Genomic DNA, 19,567 nt, shown 5'->3' with positions numbered 1-19,567 from the left:
AGGTCAGTGGCAGCGGGTTTTCAAGGGGCAATAAAGAAGCTTACGCTTTCAGCGCAGCGAGCTTTTGCCAGGTGTCGATCACCGAGTCGGGATTCAGGGACATCGATTCGATGCCCTGCTCCATCAGCCAGACGGCGAAGTCCGGATGGTCGGAAGGCCCCTGGCCGCAGATGCCGATGTACTTGCCGCGTGCCAGGCAAGCCTTGATGGCCAGGGCCAGCAGGGCTTTCACGGCGGGATCGCGCTCGTCGAAATCGGCGGCCAGCAATTCCATGCCGGAATCGCGGTCCAGGCCCAGGGTCAGCTGGGTCAGGTCGTTCGAACCGATCGAGAAGCCGTCGAAATGGTCGAGAAACTGGTCGGCCAGGATGGCGTTCGACGGCACTTCGCACATCATGATGACGCGCAGGTCGTTCTCGCCGCGCTTCAGGCCATTCTTTGCCAGCAGGTCGATGACTTTCTCGGCCTGGCCCAGGGTGCGCACGAATGGCACCATGATTTCCACGTTCGTCAGGCCCATGTCATTGCGCACGCGCTTCATCGCTTCGCATTCCATGTTGAACGCTTCGGAGAAGTCGGCCGACAGGTAGCGCGCCGCGCCGCGGAAGCCCAGCATCGGGTTTTCCTCGTCCGGCTCGTAGCGCGAACCGCCGATCAGCTTCTTGTACTCGTTCGACTTGAAGTCGGACAGGCGCACGATGACTTTTTTCGGCCAGAACGCGGCGGCGATGGTGGCGATACCTTCGGCCAGCTTGTCGATATAGAACGCTTTTGGCGAAGCGTGGCCGCGCGCCACCGATTCCACGGCCTTTTTCAGGTCGGCATCGATGTTCGGGTATTCCAGGATCGCGCGCGGATGCACACCAATATTGTTATTGATGATGAATTCCAGGCGCGCCAGGCCCACGCCCGCATTCGGCACGGACTGGAAATCGAACGCCAGCTGCGGATTGCCCACGTTGAGCATGATCTTGGTATCGAGCTTAGGCAATTCGCCGCGCGACACTTCCGACACTTCCGTTTCCAGCAAGCCGTCGTAGATCTTGCCTTCGTCGCCTTCGGAGCAGACCACGGTGACGAACGTGCCGTCTTTCAGCACGTCGGTCGCGTCGCCGCAGCCGACGACGGCCGGCACGCCCAATTCACGGGCGATAATTGCTGCGTGGCAAGTGCGGCCGCCACGGTTGGTGACGATGGCCGATGCGCGCTTCATGACCGGTTCCCAGTTCGGGTCCGTCATGTCGGCAACGAGCACGTCGCCTGGCTGCACGCGCTCCATGTCGGCCGGGTCGTGGATCACGCGCACGGGGCCGGCGCCGATCTTCTGGCCGATGGCGCGGCCGGACGTCAGCACGGTGCCCGTGCTTTTCAGCTTGAAGCGTTCCTGCACGTCGGTCGCCTTTTGCTGCGACTTGACGGTTTCAGGACGCGCCTGCAGGATATACAGCTTGCCGTCGCGGCCATCCTTGCCCCACTCGATGTCCATCGGACGGCCGTAGTGGTTTTCGATGATGACGGCGTACTTGGCCAGCTCCACCACTTCGCTGTCGTTCAGCGAGTAGCGGTTGCGCATTTCGACGGGCACGTCGACGGTTTTCACGGAACGGCCGGCTTTCGCTTCGTTCGTGAATTCCATCTTCAGCAGCTTCGAGCCGATATTGCGGCGGATCACAGGCGACTTGCCTTTTTCCAGCATCGGCTTGTGCACATAGAATTCATCGGGATTGACGGCGCCCTGCACCACGGTTTCGCCCAGGCCATAGCTGGAAGTGACGAAGACCACGTCCTTGAAGCCCGACTCGGTATCGATGGTGAACATCACGCCGGCCGCGCCCAGGTCGGAACGCACCATGCGCTGCACGCCGGCCGACAAGGCCACTTCAGCGTGCGTAAAGCCCTTGTGCACGCGATACGAGATGGCGCGGTCGTTGTACAGCGACGCGAACACCTGTTTCATGGCCTCGAGCACGTTGTCGATGCCGACCACGTTCAGGAAGGTTTCTTGCTGACCAGCAAAAGAGGCGTCCGGCAAGTCTTCCGCCGTGGCCGAGGAACGCACGGCAAACGACATTTCGGTGTCGGAATCGGCCACCAGCTTGGCGTAGAACTGATCGATTTCAGCGGCCAGGCGTGGCTGGAACGGCGTTTCGACGATCCATTGACGGATCTCGGCGCCGGCTTGCGCCAGCGCGCGCACGTCATCGATGTTCAGCCCTTCGAGGCGCTGGGCGATGCGTTCGGCCAGCGGCAAGCCGCCGTTGGCGCTATACGAAAGGAAATCGCGGAATGCCTGCGCCGTGGTGGCAAAGCCACCGGGCACGCGCACGCCGGCTTCCGCCAGCTGGCTGATCATTTCGCCCAGGGAGGCGTTCTTGCCGCCGACGGATTCGACATCCGTCATGCGCAAATGCTCGAACGAGGCAACATACACCGCATCCTTGTCTTCCTGCTGTTGCGATACTGCGTTGGTCATAATGACACCCTTACTGATGATAGAAATCTTTACGCGCGGCGCACAGACAGTCTTCTTGTTATTCTTGGCGTCGTGCAGCACAATCATACCGTTGCAGCCATTTTACCTTGTGCGGCGCAAATTGACGACGCACAATCTTGATCCGAAAACCCATGACACAAGAACCACGCCCTCCTCTGCCCTCCGCGGCCCGCACCGTCTTCTTCGTTTCCGACGGTACCGGCATCACCGCCGAGACGTTCGGCCACTCGGTGCTGACGCAGTTCGATCTGCGCTTCCGTCAGATCCGCCTGCCCTTCATCGACACCATGGACAAGGCATACGATGCGGCGCGCAAGATCAACGAAGCCTTCGCCACCGATGGCCAGCGCCCGATCATTTTCTCCACCCTGGTGAAGAACGACCTGTCGGCCGTGATCCGCAAGTCCAGCGGCATGCACATGGACCTGATCCAGACCTTTGTGGCCCCGCTGGAGCAGGAGCTGGGCGTGATGTCGACCCATACCATCGGGCGCTCGCACAACATCGTCGACAGCGAGGAATACAAGAACCGCATCGAGGCGATCAACTATTCGCTGGCGCATGACGATGGGCAGTCGCACAAGAACCTGTCCTCGGCCGATGTCATTCTGGTGGGTGTTTCGCGCTCTGGCAAGACCCCGACCAGCCTGTATCTGGCCATGCAATACGGTATCAAGGCGGCCAATTATCCGCTGATTCCCGACGATTTCGAGCGCGACAAGCTGCCATCGGCCCTGCTGGAATTTAAGAATAAAATTTTCGGATTGAGCATTACGCCCGAACGTTTGTCGGAAATACGCAACGAAAGACGCGCTGGAAGCAAGTATGCGGCGATTGAAAATTGCCGTTACGAGGTCAACGAGGCGGAAAAGATGATGAAACGCGAAGGCATCCGCTGGCTCTCCTCGACCACCAAGTCGATCGAGGAGATCTCCACGACGATCCTGCAAGAGATCAAGCCGAACCGCCGCGAGTACTAGCACGCCTGACCAAACCTGCTGCGCGTCGGTATAGGCGGCTTGCGATGCTCACCGTTCTAGAAGTACTGTTGCGCTTCTCGGCCACCTCTCCCTTCCGCTCGCGACGGTTTTGTCAGGCGTTCGCCTCGCGGGACAGCACCGTCAGCGCCGCCACCAACCGGTCCAGTTCAGCGGTGGTGGTGGTGACGGCCACTGTGGCGCGCACGATGTCGGCATCGCCGATATTGCGCTGCACGGTGAATATGCCAAAACGCTGCAGCAAGGCTTGCTGCAGATCGCGCGCGCTCATGCCGTCGACGGCGAAGGCGACCAGCGCCGTGCCGCGTTTGGCATCGAGCGGCGACAGGATGCGCACGCCGGGCAACTGCGCCGCCCGCTCGACCCAGTAATTGCGCAGCCAGGCCAGGCGTTCGTTCTTGGCCGGCGTGCCGCCCAGGCGCGCATGGAAGTCCAAGGCGGCAGGCGCGGCCAGGATGGCGCCGATCGGCGGCATGCCCATGTGCAGGCGGCTGCGGATATCGTCCAGCGGATAATCGTCGTCGCCACAATGCGGCTCGATCTTATGCAATTGCGAGGTGCGGATATACACGACGCCGAGTCCCGCCGGCCCCCCCAGCCATTTGTGCAGATTGAATCCGGCAAAATCGACACCCATCGCCTGCACGTCGACGTCGACCTGTCCCAGCGCATGAGCGCTGTCGAGCAGCACGTCGATACCGTGTTCGCGCGCCAGCGCCATGATGGCCTTCAGCGGCATTTGCTGGCCATTGGCCGGCGTCACCTGCGACAGCAGCAGCAACTTGGGCTTGACGGCCTGGCGCATGGCTTGCGCGTAGCGGGCGATGATCTCGTCATCGCCGATGGGCAAATTCAATGCGACTGGCGTGCTGGTGACGCCACGGCGCTGCGCCAGCCAGCGCATGGCCGTGCGCATGGCCGGATAGTCGAGATTACTCCACAGTACGGTATCGCCGGGCGCCAGGCCGTGGAATTGCGTGATCAGCACCTGCATGGACTCGGTGCCGCTGCGGGTCAGCAGGATTTCATGCGGTTCGGCATGGATCAGCGCGGCGACGCGCCGGCGCAGAATATCCACATGCGTGCGCGTGAATTCGCCGCGCACGAAGGGACTCAGTTGCTCGTTGGTGTAGCGCACGGCCTGCTCGAAGGCAGCTTGCACGGGGGCGGCCATGGCGCCGAAATAGCCGTGTTCCAGATTGACGATGGCGTCGGGCGGCGCGGGATAAAACCTGGCTACCTGGCGCCACCAGGCCTCGTCACGTGCGGCGCCGTCGGCCAGCGGAGGGATGGACATGGCTACCCTGTTCAGGCCTGGCCCTGGCGCAGCTGTTCGAAGAAGCACACGGCGGCGCAGGCGGCCACGTTCAGCGATTCGATCTGGCCCAGGTGGGGAATGACTACCTGGTGCGTGGCCATCGACAGCAGGTCGTCGGCCACGCCCTGCCCTTCATGGCCGAACAGCCAGGCGACGGGCTGGCGCAGGTCGACGTCGTACAGACGCTGCGTGGCGTAGCCGCTGGTGGCCAGCGTCGCCACCTTGGCGTTCGATACGAGTGCCGCCAGGTCTACGTTTTCAAAGATGTCGAGCACGAAGTGCGCGCCCATCGCCGCGCGCAGCACCTTGGGCGACCAGCAGAAGGCCGTGCCGGCGCTGCAGTACACCTGCGTGATGCCGGCGGCGGCAGCGCTGCGCAGGATGGAGCCCACGTTGCCCGGGTCTTGCAGGTTATCGAGCAGCACGGCCGACACGCTCAGGGGCTGCGTGACGGCCCGTTCCGGCGTTTCGACGAGGAACATCACGCCCACGCCGTGTTCGACCTGGCTCACCGCGTTATACAGCGCATCGGGCAAGCCCAGTACGTGCGCGCGCTGGCTTTCCAGCTGGCCGACGATCTCCGCCACTTCCGGATTTTGCAAGGCGCTTTCGCTGACGATGCACTGCTCCGGCATGCCGCGCAGCTGCAGGTAGGATTGGCACAGGTGCACGCCGTCGAGCAAAGTGCGGCCCGACTTGCGGCGCGCCTGCGAACTGCCCGCCAGCTTCAATAAATCCTTGTATTGCGCATTGTCGCGCGAGGTGATCGTCTTCATGCCGCCACCTCCTGTCCGCCGAACAGGGCGATCACGTTGCGCACGGGCGCGAACGAGCGGCGGTGCACGGGCGAGGCGCCGTGCAAGTGCAGGCGCTCCAGGTGCAGCTTGGTGCCATAGCCCTTGTGCTGGTCGAAGCAGTACTCGGGATAGGCCGCATGCAGGTGCACCAGCGCCGCATCGCGCGCCGTCTTGGCCAGGATCGAGGCGGCGGAAATCGAATCGACCTTGTCGTCGCCGCCGATGATGGCCATGCCGCGTATCGGCATCACGGGGCAGCGGTTGCCGTCGATCAGGGCCAGGGTCGGCACGGTCGCCAGGGCCTCGACGGCGCGGCGCATGGCCAGCATCGACGCCTGCAGGATGTTCAGGTTGTCGATCTCTTCTTCCGACGCTTCGGCGATGGCCCAGGCCAGGGCCTTGGCCTTGATTTGCGGCGCCAGCAGGTCGCGCCTGGCTTCGCTGAGTTTTTTCGAATCACGCAAGCCGTCGATGGGCTGGTTCGGATCGAGGATCACGGCGGCGGCGAATACGGGGCCGGCCAGCGGACCGCGGCCTGCCTCGTCGACGCCGCAGATGATTTCATCGAGCGAGAATGGCAAGTCGTCAAACAGGCCGGGATAGATATTTTTCACGTTGAATCTTTGGTTGGTGCTGCGGTTGAAGCGGTGATTCGAGCTTACTTGCGGTTGGCGGCGATGACCTGCATGACGGCGTTGGCGCTTTCGCGCGCGCTGTCGCGCAGCAGGCTGTGGTGCATGTCCGTGAAGCGCTGCACCAGGCGCAAACGGCCCGGCACGTCGCTCAGCTGCTGCCACATGGCGTCCGCCAGCGCTTGCGGGCTGGCCGCGTTTTGCAGCAGCTCGGGCACCAGGTAATCGCGCGCCAGGATGTTCGGCAAGCCTATCCACGGCTGGTAGCCCATGTGGCGCATGATTTCCCACGAAGCGCGCATCATCTTGTAGGCGATGACCATCGGTTTCTTGTACAGCGCCACTTCCAGCGACGCCGTTCCGGAAGCCACCAGCACCGCATCGGCGGCGCAGATGGCCGTGTGCGAGCCGCCATCGGTGAGCAATATCTCGACGTCCTGCAAGCCCGCCTCACGGATCAGTTGCAAAAAGTACTGGCGCTGCTTTTCGCCGGCCATGGGCGCGACGAAACGCAGGGAGCGGTCGCGCGCCAGCAGCAGCTTGCAGGCGCCGACAAACGCCGCGGTATTGTATTTGAGTTCGCCCATGCGGCTGCCCGGCATCAGGGTCACGACATTCGCGTCTTGCGGCAAGCCCAGGACACGGCGCGCGGCCGCCTCGTCGGGCTGCAAAGGGATCATCTCGGCCAGCGGATGGCCGACATAGGTGACGGGCACGCCCGCCTTGCGGTAGATCTCTTCCTCGAACGGGAAGATCACCAGCATGTGCGAAACGGCCTTGATGATTTTCTTGATGCGTCCACCGCGCCAGGCCCATATCTGCGGCCCGATGTAGTGCACGGTAGGGATGCCGCCTTCCTTCAGCTGCTGCTCGAGGCCCAGGTTAAAGCCCGGGTAGTCGGCGCCGATGAAGACGGCGGGACGCTCCGCCAGCAGCTGGTCGCGCAGCGCGTTCTGGATGCCCTTGATTTCGCGGTAGCGGGGAATGATCTCGAACAGGCCGCGCACGGTCAGTTTGTCGAGCGGCCAGTCGGACACGAAGCCCTGCCTGGCCATGTGCTCGCCGCCGATGCCGTGGAAGCGCGCGCCGGGCAGCTGCGGCACGAGGCCGGACAGCAGCCGGCTGGCCAGCAGGTCGCCCGACACCTCGCCGGCGACAATGGCGACATTGGCGACACCGAGGCCGCGGTCCTGGTCAGCGGACGATGCCACGCGACGCCACGCCAAGGAATTCGCGCATGGCGCGAATGTGTTGCGCCACCTCGGGCGAGGAAGCCTGCTCTTCTTCGAACAGGGCCGCCTTGGACTCTTCCAGCGTCAGTCCCGCGCGGTAGATGAGCTTATACGCGGCGCGGATGCCGTTGATCTGCTCGCGCGTAAAGCCGCGGCGTTTCAATCCTTCGATGTTGACGCCATGCGCCTGTGCCGGATTGCCGTTCAACAGGACGAACGGCGGCACGTCCTGCGTCAGGCTGGTGCTCATGCCGACAAAGGCGTGCGCGCCGATCTTGCAGAACTGGTGCACATTGGCGAAACCGCTCATGATGACCCAGTCGCCGATTTCCACGTGTCCCGCCAGCTGCGCGTTGTTCGAAAAGATAGTGTTGTTGCCCACCAGGCAGTCGTGCGCCAGGTGCACATACGCCGAGATCCAGTTGTCATTGCCCAGGCGCGTCACGCCGCCGCCCTGCACGGTGCCCGTGTTGAAGGTGCAGAACTCGCGGATGGTGTTGCGGTCGCCGATTTCCAGGCGCGTCGCCTCGCCCGCCCATTTTTTATCCTGCGGCTGCGCGCCGATGGAAGAAAACTGGAACAGGTGGTTGTCGCTGCCGATCGTCGTATGGCCATCGATCACCACGTGCGGGCCGACCCTGGTGCCGGCGCCGATGCGCACGTGCGGACCGATGATGGTGTACGGACCCACCTCGACCGAGCTGTCAAGCTCGGCCTTCGGATCGATGACTGCCGTGGAGTGGATGGCCGCCATGTTACTGCCCCGCTGGCTGGCTCGCAGACTGGCTGGCATCTTGCGCGCTGCGGATGGTGCACATCAATTCCGCTTCCACCGCCAGCTTGCCGTCGACCGTACCGACGGCCTTGTATTTCCAGATGCCGCGCGAGACGCGCAGGATTTCCACATCCATCTTCAATTGGTCGCCCGGTTCGACTGGACGCTTGAAGCGCGCATTGTCGATGCCGACGAAGTACACCACCGAATTTTCATCCGGTTTCACGCCCATCGACAGGAACGACAGCAAAGCCGCCGTCTGCGCCAGCGCTTCGATCATCAGCACGCCGGGCATGACCGGCTTGTGCGGGAAATGGCCCTGGAAGAACTCTTCGTTGACCGTCACGTTCTTGATGGCGGTGATGGTTTTATCGGCTTCCCAGTCCAGCACGCGGTCGACCAGCAGCAGGGGGTAGCGATGCGGCAGCAGCGATTTGATGGCGAGGATGTCGAGGGTCTTTTTTTCAGTAGTCATTTTTCGTCTTGCGTGGTCAGTGTTTTAATTGTTTTTTCAAGCGCGCGGATCTTCTCGCGCATGCTTGACAGGTTGCGCACGATGGCGGCGCTCTTTTCCCAGTCGGCGTTCTTGGCCAGCGGATAAAAGCCCGTGTACTGGCCCGCTTCCAGGATCGAACGCGAGACCATGCTGCCCGAGCCCACGTGGACGCGGTCGGCAATGGTCAGGTGGCCCAGCACCATGGCGGCGCCGCCAAAGGTGCAGTACTTGCCGATGATGGCGCTGCCGGCCACGCCGACACAGCCGGCCATGGCCGTGTGCGCGCCGATATGGCAGTTGTGGCCGATCTGGATCTGGTTATCGAGCTTGACGCCATCTTCGATGATGGTGTCGGCCAGTGCGCCGCGGTCGATGGTGGTGTTGGCGCCGATATCGACATCGTCACCGATCACCACCCTGCCCGTCTGCGGTATCTTGATGTAGACGCCGCCTTCGTTGGCGAAGCCGAATCCGTCGGTGCCGATCACGGCGCCCGAATGGATGATGCCGCGCTGGCCGATCACGCAGCGCGCGTGAAAGGTCACGTTGGCGAACAGCTGGGTACCGGCGCCGATGACGGCGTCGCGCCCCACCACGCAGCCGGGGCCGATGACGCAGCCGGCGCCGATCACGGCGCCCGCTTCGATCACCGCATGCACGCCGACGGAGGCGCTGGCGTCAACCTGCGCGCTGGCGTCGACAAAGGCGCCCGGATGGATGCCGATTGGTGCCGTGATCTCGTGCAGGGCGGCGAAATACTGCGCCGCGCGCGCGAAATACACATAGGGATTCGGGGTGACGATGCGCGCGCCGGCGTAGTCGCCGCCGATCAGCGCATCGTCGGCCGGCGTGAGGATCAGCGCGGCGGCGCCGCTCTGGGCCGCCTGTGCGCGGAATTTGCTATTGCTGAGAAAGCTGATGTGCGAAGCGCCGGCGTCGGCCAGCGGTGCGATACCTGACACTTCCAGGTTGGGATCGCCCGCCAACTGCCCGCCGAAGCGTTCGACCAATTCTCCTAGTCGAGTGCCCATCTAATTACCTCTATTCTAATATCACTTGTCCAGCGCCTTCAATACCTTGTCGGTAATGTCGATGCGCGGGCTGGCCCACAGGGCTTCCTGCAGCACGATGTCATATCCTTCGATATGCGCCATCTGCTGGATGATGGTGTTGGCCTTTTCCGCGATGGCGCTGCGCTCTTCATTCGTGCGCTGGCTCAGGTCTTCGCGGAACTCGCGCTGGCGGCGTTGCAGCTCCTTGTCCAGCTCGAAAAACTCGCGCTGGCGCTTGGCGCGCTCCGCCTCGCTCAGGGTCGGCATGTCCTTTTCCAGGGCTTCGTTGGCCACCTTGAAGCGGGCAGCCAGTTCCTGCACGGCTTTTTCGCGCGAGCGGAACTCTTCGGCCAGCTTGGCGCTGGCCAGCTTGGCCAGCCTCGATTCGTTATAAATACGTTCGCTGCTGATCCAGGCGATCTTCGACTCCTGAGCCTGCGCCTGCACCGGCAACAGCGAACTCCAGCACAATGCGATCACGGCAAGGGTCTTGGGCAGGGTAGCGGATGCGGTGTTCATGATACTCCATGGTCAAAAAGTAAAAGCTGTCGCCCCCGTTCAGATGGCCGGTCAGAAACCGGTGCCCATCTGGAACTGGAAGCGCTCCAGGCGGTCCGTCGGCTTGGCGTTCAGCGGCTTGGCGTAGCTCAGCTTGAGCGGGCCCACCGGTGAAATCCAGCTGATGCCCAAGCCAGCAGAATAGCGCAATTGCGAGATCCGCATTTTTTCGCCTTCCTGGTAGACCTGGCCGCCGTCAAGGAAACCGAACCAGCGCAAGCTGCGGTCATTGCCCGAACCGGGGAATGGCATCTGCAGTTCCGCGTTACCGATCAGGCGCGAAGCGCCGCCCAAGGCATCGTTGGTGCTCGGTTCGACCGCGCCCAGCGAGGAACTCAGGTAGCCGCGCACCGAACCGATGCCGCCGCCGTAGAAGTTCTTGAAGACCGGATACACGTGCTTGCCGATACCGTGGCCGTAATCGATCTCGCCCTTCAGCGCCAGGGTGACCTTGCTGAACAACGGACGGAAATACTGGTGCTCATAAATGGCGCGGAAGTATTTCTGGTCGCCGATCAGGTCGGCCTCGAGGTTGACGCGCTGGTAGCGGCCGATCGATGGCGTCAGGGCGCTGTCGCGGCTGTCGCGCTGCCATGCCGCCGTCAGCGGGATGGAATTCGTGGTGGCCGAACCGATACCGTCGGACGGGCCGCCATTGTCGATCACGTACTGCTTGAAGCGGATCGGGCTGGTGATGTCCGTTTCGATGCGCGAGCGCTCGGCGCCGATGCCGAAGAAGACGGTGTCGACTTCCGAGAACGGCACGCCGAAACTGACGCGGCCACCGGTCTGCTTGATCTTGTAGCTGCCGATGTTCAGCGCCGGCGGTTCCGTCGTGCGCAGATAGACTTCGAAGCTGCGCGAAATGCCGTCGTCCGTGAAGTACGGATTGGTTTGCGAAAACGCGATCGTGCGGCTGTAATGGCTGGTATTGAGTTCAATGCCGACCGTGTTGCCGCTACCGGCGAAGTTGGCTTGCGAAATCGAGGCCGACAGGGTGAATTTTTCCGATTGCGAGAAGGCGCCGCCGATCAGGAAGTTACCAGTCGGTTTTTCCACCACCGTCACGTTGACGTCGACCTGGTCGGTCGTGCCCTGCGCTTCCGGCGTGTCGATGGTCACGTCCTTGAAGTAGCCGAGGCGGTCGACACGGTCGCGCGACAGCTTGATCTTGTTGCTGTCGTACCAGGACGATTCGAACTGGCGGAATTCGCGGCGGATGACTTCATCGCGCGTGGTGGTGTTGCCGGCGATATTCATGTGGCGCACGTAGACGCGCTTGCCCGGATCGATGAAGAAGGTGAAACCGACTTCATGCTTCTCGCGGTTGATTTCGGGATTGGCGTTGACGTTGGCAAACGCATAGCCGAACGTGGCCAGGCGGTCCTGGATGCGCTTGTTCGTCGCCGTCAGGCGCGCGCCCGAGTAGATGTCGCCTTCGCGCATCAGGTTCAGCGCTTTGAGCTCTTCTTCGCGGCCGAACATCTCGCCTTCGAACTTGGTGCCGGCGATCTTGTACTTTTCACCTTCGGTGATGTTGATCGTCAGGTAAATGTCTTTTTTATCGGGCGTGATCGACACTTGCGTCGAATCGACCTGCATCTCGATGTAGCCGCGGTCCAGATAGTAGGACTTCAGCGCTTCGATGTCGCCCGTCAGCTTGGTCTTCGAATACTGGTCGGCCTTGGTGTACCAGCTGAACCAGCCGCCCGTGTTCAGGGCCAGCTGCTCGCGCAGTTCCTTGTCCGTGAAGGCCTTGTTGCCGACGATGTTGATCTGCTTGATGCGGGCCACGTCGCCCTCGTCGACGGCGAACACCACGTTGACGCGGTTGCGCTCGATCGGCGTGACGGTGGTGGTGATCTTCACGCCGTACAGGCCATGCGACAGGTACTGGCGCTTGAGTTCCTGTTCCGCGCGGTCGACGGAGGCCTTGTCGAAAATCTTGGCTTCACCGACGCCGATTTCCTTCAGCGCCTTGACCAGCACGTCCTTTTCAAATTCCTTGGTACCGGTAAATGCCACGCTGGCGATGGCCGGACGTTCCTCGACCAGCACCACCAGCACGTCGCCATCGGCTTCCAGGCGCACATCCTTGAACATGCCCGTCGCATACAGGGCCTTGATGGCGGCAACGCTCTTCTCGTCGGAGAACGTTTCGCCGACCCGCACCGGCAGGTAGGCAAAGACGGTGCCCGCTTCAGTACGCTGGATCCCTTCGACCCGGATGTCCTTGACTGTAAATGGCTGGACGGCCAGCGCGTGGCCGGAACAGATGGCCATGACGGCGGCGCCGATCAGGCTGCGGCGAAAGGAAGGCAAGGCAAAACGAGCAGAATGTAATTTCATTGGGGTTATTCAATGGGTAAATCAATGGACAACATACACAAAAGATTGCTTGTGCGACTCACGCAATGGCCTCAACCAGCGTCCTAATTCAGCAATCGCAACACGTCATTAAAGACGGCAAGCACCATCAAGGTCAGCAACAAACCTATCCCCAGGCGCTGGGCAATCTCGCCTACGCGCTCCGGCAAGGGGCGTCCGGTCAAAACTTCCAGCGAATAATACAGCAAATGCCCGCCATCCAGAACAGGAATGGGTAGCAAATTCATCACGCCCAGACTGATACTGATGAAGGCGATGAAGCTCAGGTAGCTTACCAAGCCGATGCGCGCCGTCTGGCCCGCGTAATCGGCGATGGTAATGGGTCCCGTCACATTCTTCAGAGAAACCTGGCCGGTGATCATTTTGCCCAGCATTTTCAGGCTCATGACACTGGTATCCCAGACCTTGGCGGACGCCTTGCCCACGGCAGAGAACGGTCCGGAGGCCACGGTGATCATATCCGGCACCTGTCCCAGCTTTGCTTGTATCTTACCAACTGTTACAGCTCCCTCTGCCCCGGCGCCCGGCACGGCGTCCGGCGTAATGGGCAAGGTCAGGTCCTGGCCCTGGCGCAAGAGCTGCAATTGCAAGGTGCGGCCCGGCGCCTGGCTCAGGGTGGCGATGACGGCCGCCACGTCGTGCACGGGTTGTTCGTCGATGGCCAGGATCTGGTCGTTTTTCTGCAGGCCGGCGCGCGCGGCGGCGCCATCGGGCATGATTTCCATCAGCGTGGGCGCGGAACGGGCCAGGGTCAAACCCAGCTTGCCCAGCACGTCGCCTTCCAGGTCCGTCTCCGTCAGGCTGGCCGTCGGCAAGGTCGCTTCCTGCTGGCCACGGTCGGGACGGCGCACTTCAATGCGCGCCGGCAGCTTGTCGAGGGTAGCCTGGATCAGTTCCCAGCGCAGCTCGGACCAGCTGGCCACGGGCTTGCCATTCACCGACTCGACCGTATCGCCGCTGCGCAAGCCGGCCGCATGGGCGGCAGTCTGTTCGGCCACGGGGCCGAGCTTGCTCGACGGCTCTTCGATGCCATGCATGAACAGGCCCGCGTACAGCACGATGGCGACGAGGAAGTTGGCCAGCGGGCCGGCGGCCACGATGGCGATGCGGCGCCACACGCTCTGGCGCGTGAATTCGCGGCGCAATTCGCTCTCCGGCAAGTCGCTGAGGTCTTGCGCGCGGCTGTCGAGCATGCTGACATAGCCGCCCAGCGGCAGCGCGGAGATCGCCCATTCCGTCTGGTCCTTGCCAAACTTGCGCGAATACACCACTTTTCCCATGCCGATCGAGAAACGCAGCACTTTCACGCCGCACCAGCGCGCCACCAGGTAGTGGCCCAGCTCGTGCAGGGTAATCAGCGAACCGAGCGCGACGATAAAGGCCAGCAACGTGGTGATGAGCGTCATGCAGCCAGCCTTTGCGCGATATACGCGTGCGCGGCCGCTCTGGCCAGGCGGTCCTGCTCCATCACGGCGTCGATGCTCGAAGCGGCGCCATGCGGCACCGTCTCGATCACGTGCGCGATGACCCTGTCGATCTGGCGGAAGCCGATCTGTTCGTCAAGAAACGCTTGCACGGCCACTTCATTGGCCGCATTGAGCAAAGCCGGCGCCGTGCCGCCCGCGCGCAAGGCATCGAAGGCCAGCGCCAGGCAGGGGAAACGGCGGAAATCGGGACGTTCGAACTGCAAGGTGGCCACTTGGGCCAGGTCCAGCTGCGCCACGCCGGAAGCGATGCGCTGCGGATACGCCAGCGCATGGGCGATCGGCGTGCGCATGTCCGGATTACCCAGCTGGGCCAGCACGGAACCGTCGATGTACGAAACCATCGAATGGATCACGCTTTGCGGGTGGATCAGCACCTCGATCTGGTCGGCCGGCGCGCCGAACAGCCAGTGCGCCTCGATCACTTCCAGGCCCTTGTTCATCATGGTGGCCGAATCGACGGAAATCTTGCGCCCCATGGCCCAGGTCGGATGCTTGCATGCCTGGTCCGGCGTGACCGTGTCGAGCGTCTCGACGTCGCGCGTCAGGAAAGGGCCGCCGGAAGCCGTCAACACGATTTTCGCCACGCCCGCGGCGCCCGGCGCGCGGCCATGGGCGTGCGGCATGCATTGGAAGATGGCGTTGTGTTCGCTGTCGATGGGCAGCAGCACGGCGCCGTTGTCATGCACGGCATCGATGAACAGCTGGCCGGACATGACCAGCGCTTCTTTATTGGCCAGCAACACTTTCTTGCCGGCACGCGCTGCCGCCAGAGTGGGCGCCAGGCCGGCCGCGCCGACGATGGCCGCCATCACGCCCGTCACCTGCGGCGCGCTGGCGATGTCGCACAGGGCGTCCACGCCGTACTCGACTTGCGTATCGACGCCCTGCCCGCGCAGCAAGCGCGTCAGTTCAAGGGCGGCGTCGGCCGTGCCGACGACGGCGCGCCGGGGGCGAAATTGCAAGCACTGGGCGGCCAGTTCGGCCACGCGGCTGTGGGCGCTCAGCGCATACACGCTGTATTGCTCCGGATGACGCGCGAGCACGTCCAGGGTGGACACGCCGATCGAGCCGGTCGCGCCAAGAATGGTGATGTATTGCATGAGTTTCCTTAAAGCCAGCTGGCCACGAGGGCGGCAAATGGCAAGACCGGGATCAGCGCATCGATACGGTCGAGTACGCCGCCATGGCCGGGCAGCAGCTTGCTGCTGTCCTTGATGCCGGCGCGGCGCTTCAGCTGGGATTCGAACAGGTCGCCGACGATGCTGGCCGCAACGATCAGCAGCAGCACCAGCAAGGCCACCAGCCAGCCGCGGCGCAATTGCAGCTGCACGGCGAAGGTGTCTTGCAATACCGGCAGCGATGGCGCGGCCACGATGGTGATGGCGGAGATGACCAGCACGGCGATGCCGCCGCCGATGGCGCCTTCCCAGGACTTACCTGGGGAAATACTTGGCGCCAGTTTGCGCTTGCCGAACGCCTTGCCCGAGAAATAGGCGCCGATATCGGCGATCCACACGAGGGCCATCACGGACAGCAGGTACAAAGGGCTATGCAGGAACAGGGCGATGATGGCGACGAAGCAGCCGACGATGGTCACCGGGTACACGAAGCTGAGCAAGGTATTGCCCAGGCCTTCGGTGGGCGGCAAGCCTGTTGCCAGCGAAGGCACGAAGCGGATCAGCCAGATGGCCACGCACAGGGCGAACCAGAAATTGAGCTGCGCCATGCCGTTGCCGACAAAAAAAGTATACGCGAAGGCGGCAGTCCAGACGGCGGCGATCAGCAGCGCGTGGCGATTTTTGAAGATGCGGAAGCTTTCCCAGACGGCGGCGCCGAAGAACGCCGTGGCGATCACGGCGAAGGCGGGGAAATAATTCAGATACAGAACCGGCAGCAAGACCGCCAGGAGGACCAGGGCGGTGATTATCCGTGTTTTCAGCATCAGTTTGTCTTTTCAGTTAATTGCGCGCTGGTACGGCCAAAGCGCCGTTCGCGCTGCTGGTAAGACGCGATTGCCGCGTCGAGGCACTCGCCATTGAAGTCGGGCCAGAAAGTTTCGGTGAAAAACAACTCAGTGTACGCCAGTTGCCACAGGAGGAAATTGGAAATGCGCTGCTCGCCGCCCGTGCGGATGAACAGGTCGGGCTCGGGTGCGTAAGCCATGGCCAGGTGCGGCGCCAGTTGCTCTTCCGTGTAAGCGTGTCCGGCAGACTGGCCATCGGCGAGCGCCTGGGCCGTCATTTTATTGACTGCCTGCATGATGTCCCAGCGGCCGCCGTAGTTGGCGCAGATGGACACCGTCAGGCGCGTGTTGTTCGCCGTCTTGCGCTCCGCATTGGCGATCAGGGTTTGCAGCTCGTCGTTGAAGCGCGACAAGTCACCCACCACCTTCAGGCGGATGTCGTTGGCATGCATCTTGACCACTTCGCGTTCCAGCATCGTGACGAACAGGCGCATCAGCATCGACACCTCTTCTTCCGGGCGGCGCCAGTTTTCCGAGCTGAAAGCAAACAGGGTCAGGTATTCGACGCCGCGCTCGATGCAAGCCTCGACGATGCCGCGCACGGCATCCGCGCCCTTGACGTGGCCAGCCACACGCGGCAGGAAGCGCTTGGTTGCCCAGCGACCATTGCCATCCATAATGATTGCCACATGGCGCGGCACCGTGCCCACTTCAGGTACTGCCGTTGTCGAACTCGAATAGATCATGAAAACACGAATACCAAAAAATAAAAGATAACTATTATGCTCCAAATAGCACTGCCCGGAAAAGCCGTGCTTTTCCGGGCAGCGCCAAAGGACTGAAAACTAGACGGTCAGCACTTCTTTTTCTTTGTCGACAACCATCTTGTCGATGTCGGCAATAAACTTGTCCGTCAGCTTCTGCACTTCTTCCGACGAGCGGCGCTCATCGTCCTCGGAGCAGGCTTTTTCCTTGACCAGTTTTTTCAGCGACTCATTCGCATCGCGGCGAATGTTACGCACGGCGATCTTCGCGTCTTCCGCTTCGCTCTTGACCAGCTTGACCATTTCCTTGCGGCGCTCTTCCGTCAGCGGCGGCGTCGGAACGCGGATCAGGTCGCCCTGTGCCGATGGGTTCAGACCCAGGTCGGCGTCGCGGATGGCTTTTTCGATGGTGTTGGCCATCTTCTTCTCGTACGGCTGCACGCCGATGGTGCGCGCATCGATCAGGGTCACGTTGGCCACCTGGGTCAACGCCGTCGGCGAACCGTAGTACTCGACCATCACGTGGTCCAGGATACCCGTATGGGCGCGGCCGGTACGCACTTTGGCCAGGTCGGCCCGCAGTGTTTCCAGCGACTTCGTCATGCGTTCCTGGGTATTTTTCTTAACGTCAGCTAAGGACATTGCTGTACTCCTTGTCTTGATAATAATGAATATTGCTACTTCGCTTGCGATGAAAACACCAGCGCAGTCGGGAGTGCCAAAAACCGTTCAGGGCAAGACGCGGCGCCGAATGTACGGCAAGGCACTGCAACGCAGCCATGGACGGCTTCTCGGCGCTCCGCTTCCCTTATACGTGAACCAAGGTGCCTTCGTCTTCGCCCATGATGACGCGCATCAGCGCGCCCGGCTTGGTGATCGAAAACACTTTAATCGGCAGTTTCTGGTCGCGGCACAGGGCGAATGCGGTGGCATCCATCACTTGCAGATGCTTGGCGATGGCGTCGTCGAACGTAATCGTGTGGAACAGGGTGGCGTTCGGATCCTTCTTCGGATCGGCCGTGTAGACGCCGTCGACCTTGGTGGCCTTCAGGACGATCTCGGCGCTGATCTCGGAACCGCGCAGGGCGGCTGCCGTATCGGTGGTGAAGAACGGATTGCCGGTACCGGCGGCAAAGACGACCACTTTGCCTTCTTCCAGGTATTGCAGGGCTTTCGGGCGGACGTACGGCTCGACCACTTGTTCGATGCCGATGGCCGACATGACGCGCGCGGTAATGCCGACATGGCGCATGGCATCGGCCAGGGCCAGTGCGTTCATCACGGTGGCAAGCATGCCCATGTAGTCGGCGGTGGCGCGGTCCATGCCTTGCGCACCAGGCGCGACGCCGCGGAAGATATTGCCGCCGCCAATCACGATTGCCAGTTCCACACCCAACTTCGCCACCTCGGCCACATCGGCCACCATGCGCTCGATCGTGGCGCGGTTGATGCCGTAGGGATCATCGCCCATCAGGGCTTCGCCGGACAACTTGAGGAGGACGCGCTTGTAGGCTGGTTTTGACATGAGCTGGGGCTCCATAAATGAGGTTATTCGAGTATGACATGGCGCAGCGCCTTGCAGCGCCGGATAGGCGGGAGGAAGCTGCCCATGCCGCCGCCCGGCACACAGGTGCGGGCGGGCCAAAAAAACGGGCCTCTCGGCCCGCTTTACTTACGCTCCCTGGGAGGCAGCCATCTGTGCTGCGACTTCTGCTGCGAAGTCGTCTTGCTTCTTCTCGATGCCCTCGCCCACTACGTACATGGCGAAACCTTTGACGCTGGTGTTAGCCGCCTTCAGCATTTGCTCAACCGACAGCTTGTCGTTTTTCACGAAAGCTTGGTTCAGCAGGGAAACTTCTTTCAAGAACTTCTGTACGGAACCTTCCAGGCGCTTGGCCAGGATTTCCGGCGATTGCGCTGGCTTGCCTTCGGCGGCCGCTTTGGCTGCGTCTTCTTCGGCTTTCAGTTGTGCAACCGAACGCTCTTTTTCGATCAGTTCCGCAGGAACTTCGTTCGACGACAGCGACACTGGCTTCATGGCAGCGATGTGCATGGCCACGTCTTTGCCCACTTGCTCATCGGGGCCGTCGAATTCGACGATCACGCCAATGCGCGAACCGTGCAGGTACGAAGCCAGCTTGGCGCTGGTTTCGAAACGCTGGAAGCGGCGGATGGTCATGTTTTCGCCGATTTTGCCGATCAGGGCAGCGCGCACGTCTTCCAGGGTCTTGCCATCGAGTGGCAGAGCCAGCAGGGCAGCGACGTCAGCCGGGTTGTGTTCCGCTACCAGACGGGCAGCGTTGTTGGCCAGTGCCAGGAAATCGTCGTTTTTCGCAACGAAGTCGGTTTCCGAGTTCACTTCGACCAGGGCGCCTACGCCATTGGCGATGTAGGTTGCCACGACGCCTTCAGCGGTGATGCGTGCCGATGCTTTCGATGCCTTGCCGCCCAGTTTGACGCGCAGGATCTCTTCCGCACGAGCCATGTCGCCTTCGGCTTCGGTCAGTGCTTTTTTGCATTCCATCATTGGTGCGTCGGTTTTGCCGCGCAATTCGCCTACCATCGCTGCTGTAATCGCTGCCATGTGTTTCTCCTGATTCGGTGAGTCGATAG

Annotated in this window: 18 protein-coding genes; 1 reads left to right on the top strand and 17 read right to left on the bottom strand. The window is 62.0% G+C overall.

Annotation, left to right across the window (positions count from 1 at the left end; genetic code table 11):
• Positions 1-40: 40 nt before the first annotated feature.
• On the bottom strand, positions 41-2,473 hold the full coding sequence (gene ppsA / locus IGS60_RS17100; protein ID WP_070221573.1) for a phosphoenolpyruvate synthase: 2,433 nt from the start codon (positions 2,471-2,473) through the stop codon (positions 41-43).
• 152 nt (positions 2,474-2,625) lie between these two features.
• Here ppsA and IGS60_RS17095 point away from each other — a divergent pair, with 152 nt between their 5' ends.
• Positions 2,626-3,474: a pyruvate, water dikinase regulatory protein gene (locus IGS60_RS17095; RefSeq protein WP_070221512.1), complete on the top strand. Its 849-nt coding sequence runs from the start codon at positions 2,626-2,628 to the stop codon at positions 3,472-3,474.
• 112 nt (positions 3,475-3,586) lie between these two features.
• Here IGS60_RS17095 and IGS60_RS17090 read toward each other — a convergent pair whose 3' ends face one another.
• From IGS60_RS17090 to tsf, 16 genes are all read right to left on the bottom strand, one after another.
• Positions 3,587-4,789, bottom strand: coding sequence for an aminotransferase class V-fold PLP-dependent enzyme (locus IGS60_RS17090; RefSeq protein ID WP_230505605.1), 1,203 nt, complete (start codon positions 4,787-4,789; stop codon positions 3,587-3,589).
• A gap of 11 nt (positions 4,790-4,800) precedes the next feature.
• On the bottom strand, positions 4,801-5,586 hold the full coding sequence (locus IGS60_RS17085) for an RNA methyltransferase (RefSeq protein ID WP_121669225.1): 786 nt from the start codon (positions 5,584-5,586) through the stop codon (positions 4,801-4,803).
• A complete protein-coding gene (gene rnhB / locus IGS60_RS17080) occupies positions 5,583-6,221 on the bottom strand; it encodes a ribonuclease HII (protein ID WP_230505604.1) in 639 nt (212 codons plus the stop codon). The genes IGS60_RS17085 and rnhB overlap by 4 nt, the downstream gene beginning before the upstream one ends.
• A 44-nt stretch (positions 6,222-6,265) precedes the next feature.
• Positions 6,266-7,450 (bottom strand): lipid-A-disaccharide synthase, encoded by a 1,185-nt coding sequence (gene lpxB, locus IGS60_RS17075; protein ID WP_070288510.1) that lies wholly within the window; start codon positions 7,448-7,450, stop codon positions 6,266-6,268.
• Positions 7,434-8,225 (bottom strand): acyl-ACP--UDP-N-acetylglucosamine O-acyltransferase, encoded by a 792-nt coding sequence (lpxA, locus tag IGS60_RS17070; RefSeq protein ID WP_070221515.1) that lies wholly within the window; start codon positions 8,223-8,225, stop codon positions 7,434-7,436. Before lpxA ends, lpxB begins: the two co-directional genes overlap by 17 nt.
• Position 8,226: 1 nt before the next feature.
• Positions 8,227-8,721 carry a 3-hydroxyacyl-ACP dehydratase FabZ gene (fabZ, locus tag IGS60_RS17065; RefSeq protein ID WP_034752234.1) on the bottom strand — a complete coding sequence of 165 codons (495 nt, stop codon included), beginning with the start codon at positions 8,719-8,721 and terminating at the stop codon, positions 8,227-8,229.
• Entirely contained in the window at positions 8,718-9,773 is a 1,056-nt protein-coding gene (gene lpxD / locus IGS60_RS17060) for a UDP-3-O-(3-hydroxymyristoyl)glucosamine N-acyltransferase (protein ID WP_121669224.1), read from the bottom strand. The genes fabZ and lpxD overlap by 4 nt, the downstream gene beginning before the upstream one ends.
• Before the next feature lie 21 nt (positions 9,774-9,794).
• Positions 9,795-10,313 carry an OmpH family outer membrane protein gene (locus tag IGS60_RS17055; RefSeq protein WP_046684967.1) on the bottom strand — a complete coding sequence of 173 codons (519 nt, stop codon included), beginning with the start codon at positions 10,311-10,313 and terminating at the stop codon, positions 9,795-9,797.
• A gap of 51 nt (positions 10,314-10,364) precedes the next feature.
• Positions 10,365-12,701, bottom strand: a complete 2,337-nt coding sequence (bamA, locus tag IGS60_RS17050) for an outer membrane protein assembly factor BamA (protein WP_070221517.1) — start codon at positions 12,699-12,701, stop codon at positions 10,365-10,367.
• 83 nt (positions 12,702-12,784) lie between these two features.
• On the bottom strand, positions 12,785-14,146 hold the full coding sequence (gene rseP / locus IGS60_RS17045; RefSeq protein WP_070311814.1) for an RIP metalloprotease RseP: 1,362 nt from the start codon (positions 14,144-14,146) through the stop codon (positions 12,785-12,787).
• Positions 14,143-15,327: a 1-deoxy-D-xylulose-5-phosphate reductoisomerase gene (gene ispC, locus IGS60_RS17040; RefSeq protein WP_070288004.1), complete on the bottom strand. Its 1,185-nt coding sequence runs from the start codon at positions 15,325-15,327 to the stop codon at positions 14,143-14,145. Before ispC ends, rseP begins: the two co-directional genes overlap by 4 nt.
• An 8-nt stretch (positions 15,328-15,335) precedes the next feature.
• On the bottom strand, positions 15,336-16,169 hold the full coding sequence (locus IGS60_RS17035; RefSeq protein ID WP_070221520.1) for a phosphatidate cytidylyltransferase: 834 nt from the start codon (positions 16,167-16,169) through the stop codon (positions 15,336-15,338).
• Positions 16,169-16,936 (bottom strand): polyprenyl diphosphate synthase, encoded by a 768-nt coding sequence (uppS, locus tag IGS60_RS17030; RefSeq protein ID WP_070221521.1) that lies wholly within the window; start codon positions 16,934-16,936, stop codon positions 16,169-16,171. The genes IGS60_RS17035 and uppS overlap by 1 nt, the downstream gene beginning before the upstream one ends.
• Before the next feature lie 99 nt (positions 16,937-17,035).
• Positions 17,036-17,596 (bottom strand): ribosome recycling factor, encoded by a 561-nt coding sequence (gene frr / locus IGS60_RS17025; protein WP_070221522.1) that lies wholly within the window; start codon positions 17,594-17,596, stop codon positions 17,036-17,038.
• A gap of 166 nt (positions 17,597-17,762) precedes the next feature.
• Entirely contained in the window at positions 17,763-18,479 is a 717-nt protein-coding gene (gene pyrH, locus IGS60_RS17020; protein WP_034752258.1) for a UMP kinase, read from the bottom strand.
• A gap of 147 nt (positions 18,480-18,626) precedes the next feature.
• Positions 18,627-19,538 carry a translation elongation factor Ts gene (gene tsf / locus IGS60_RS17015; protein WP_070221523.1) on the bottom strand — a complete coding sequence of 304 codons (912 nt, stop codon included), beginning with the start codon at positions 19,536-19,538 and terminating at the stop codon, positions 18,627-18,629.
• Positions 19,539-19,567 lie beyond the last annotated feature (29 nt).

The organism is Janthinobacterium sp. FW305-128, assembly GCF_020858135.1.
GTDB lineage: Bacteria > Pseudomonadota > Gammaproteobacteria > Burkholderiales > Burkholderiaceae_D > Janthinobacterium.
Note: the sequence above shows the minus strand (reverse complement) of the source record. Positions and strands in the feature narration are given on the sequence as shown.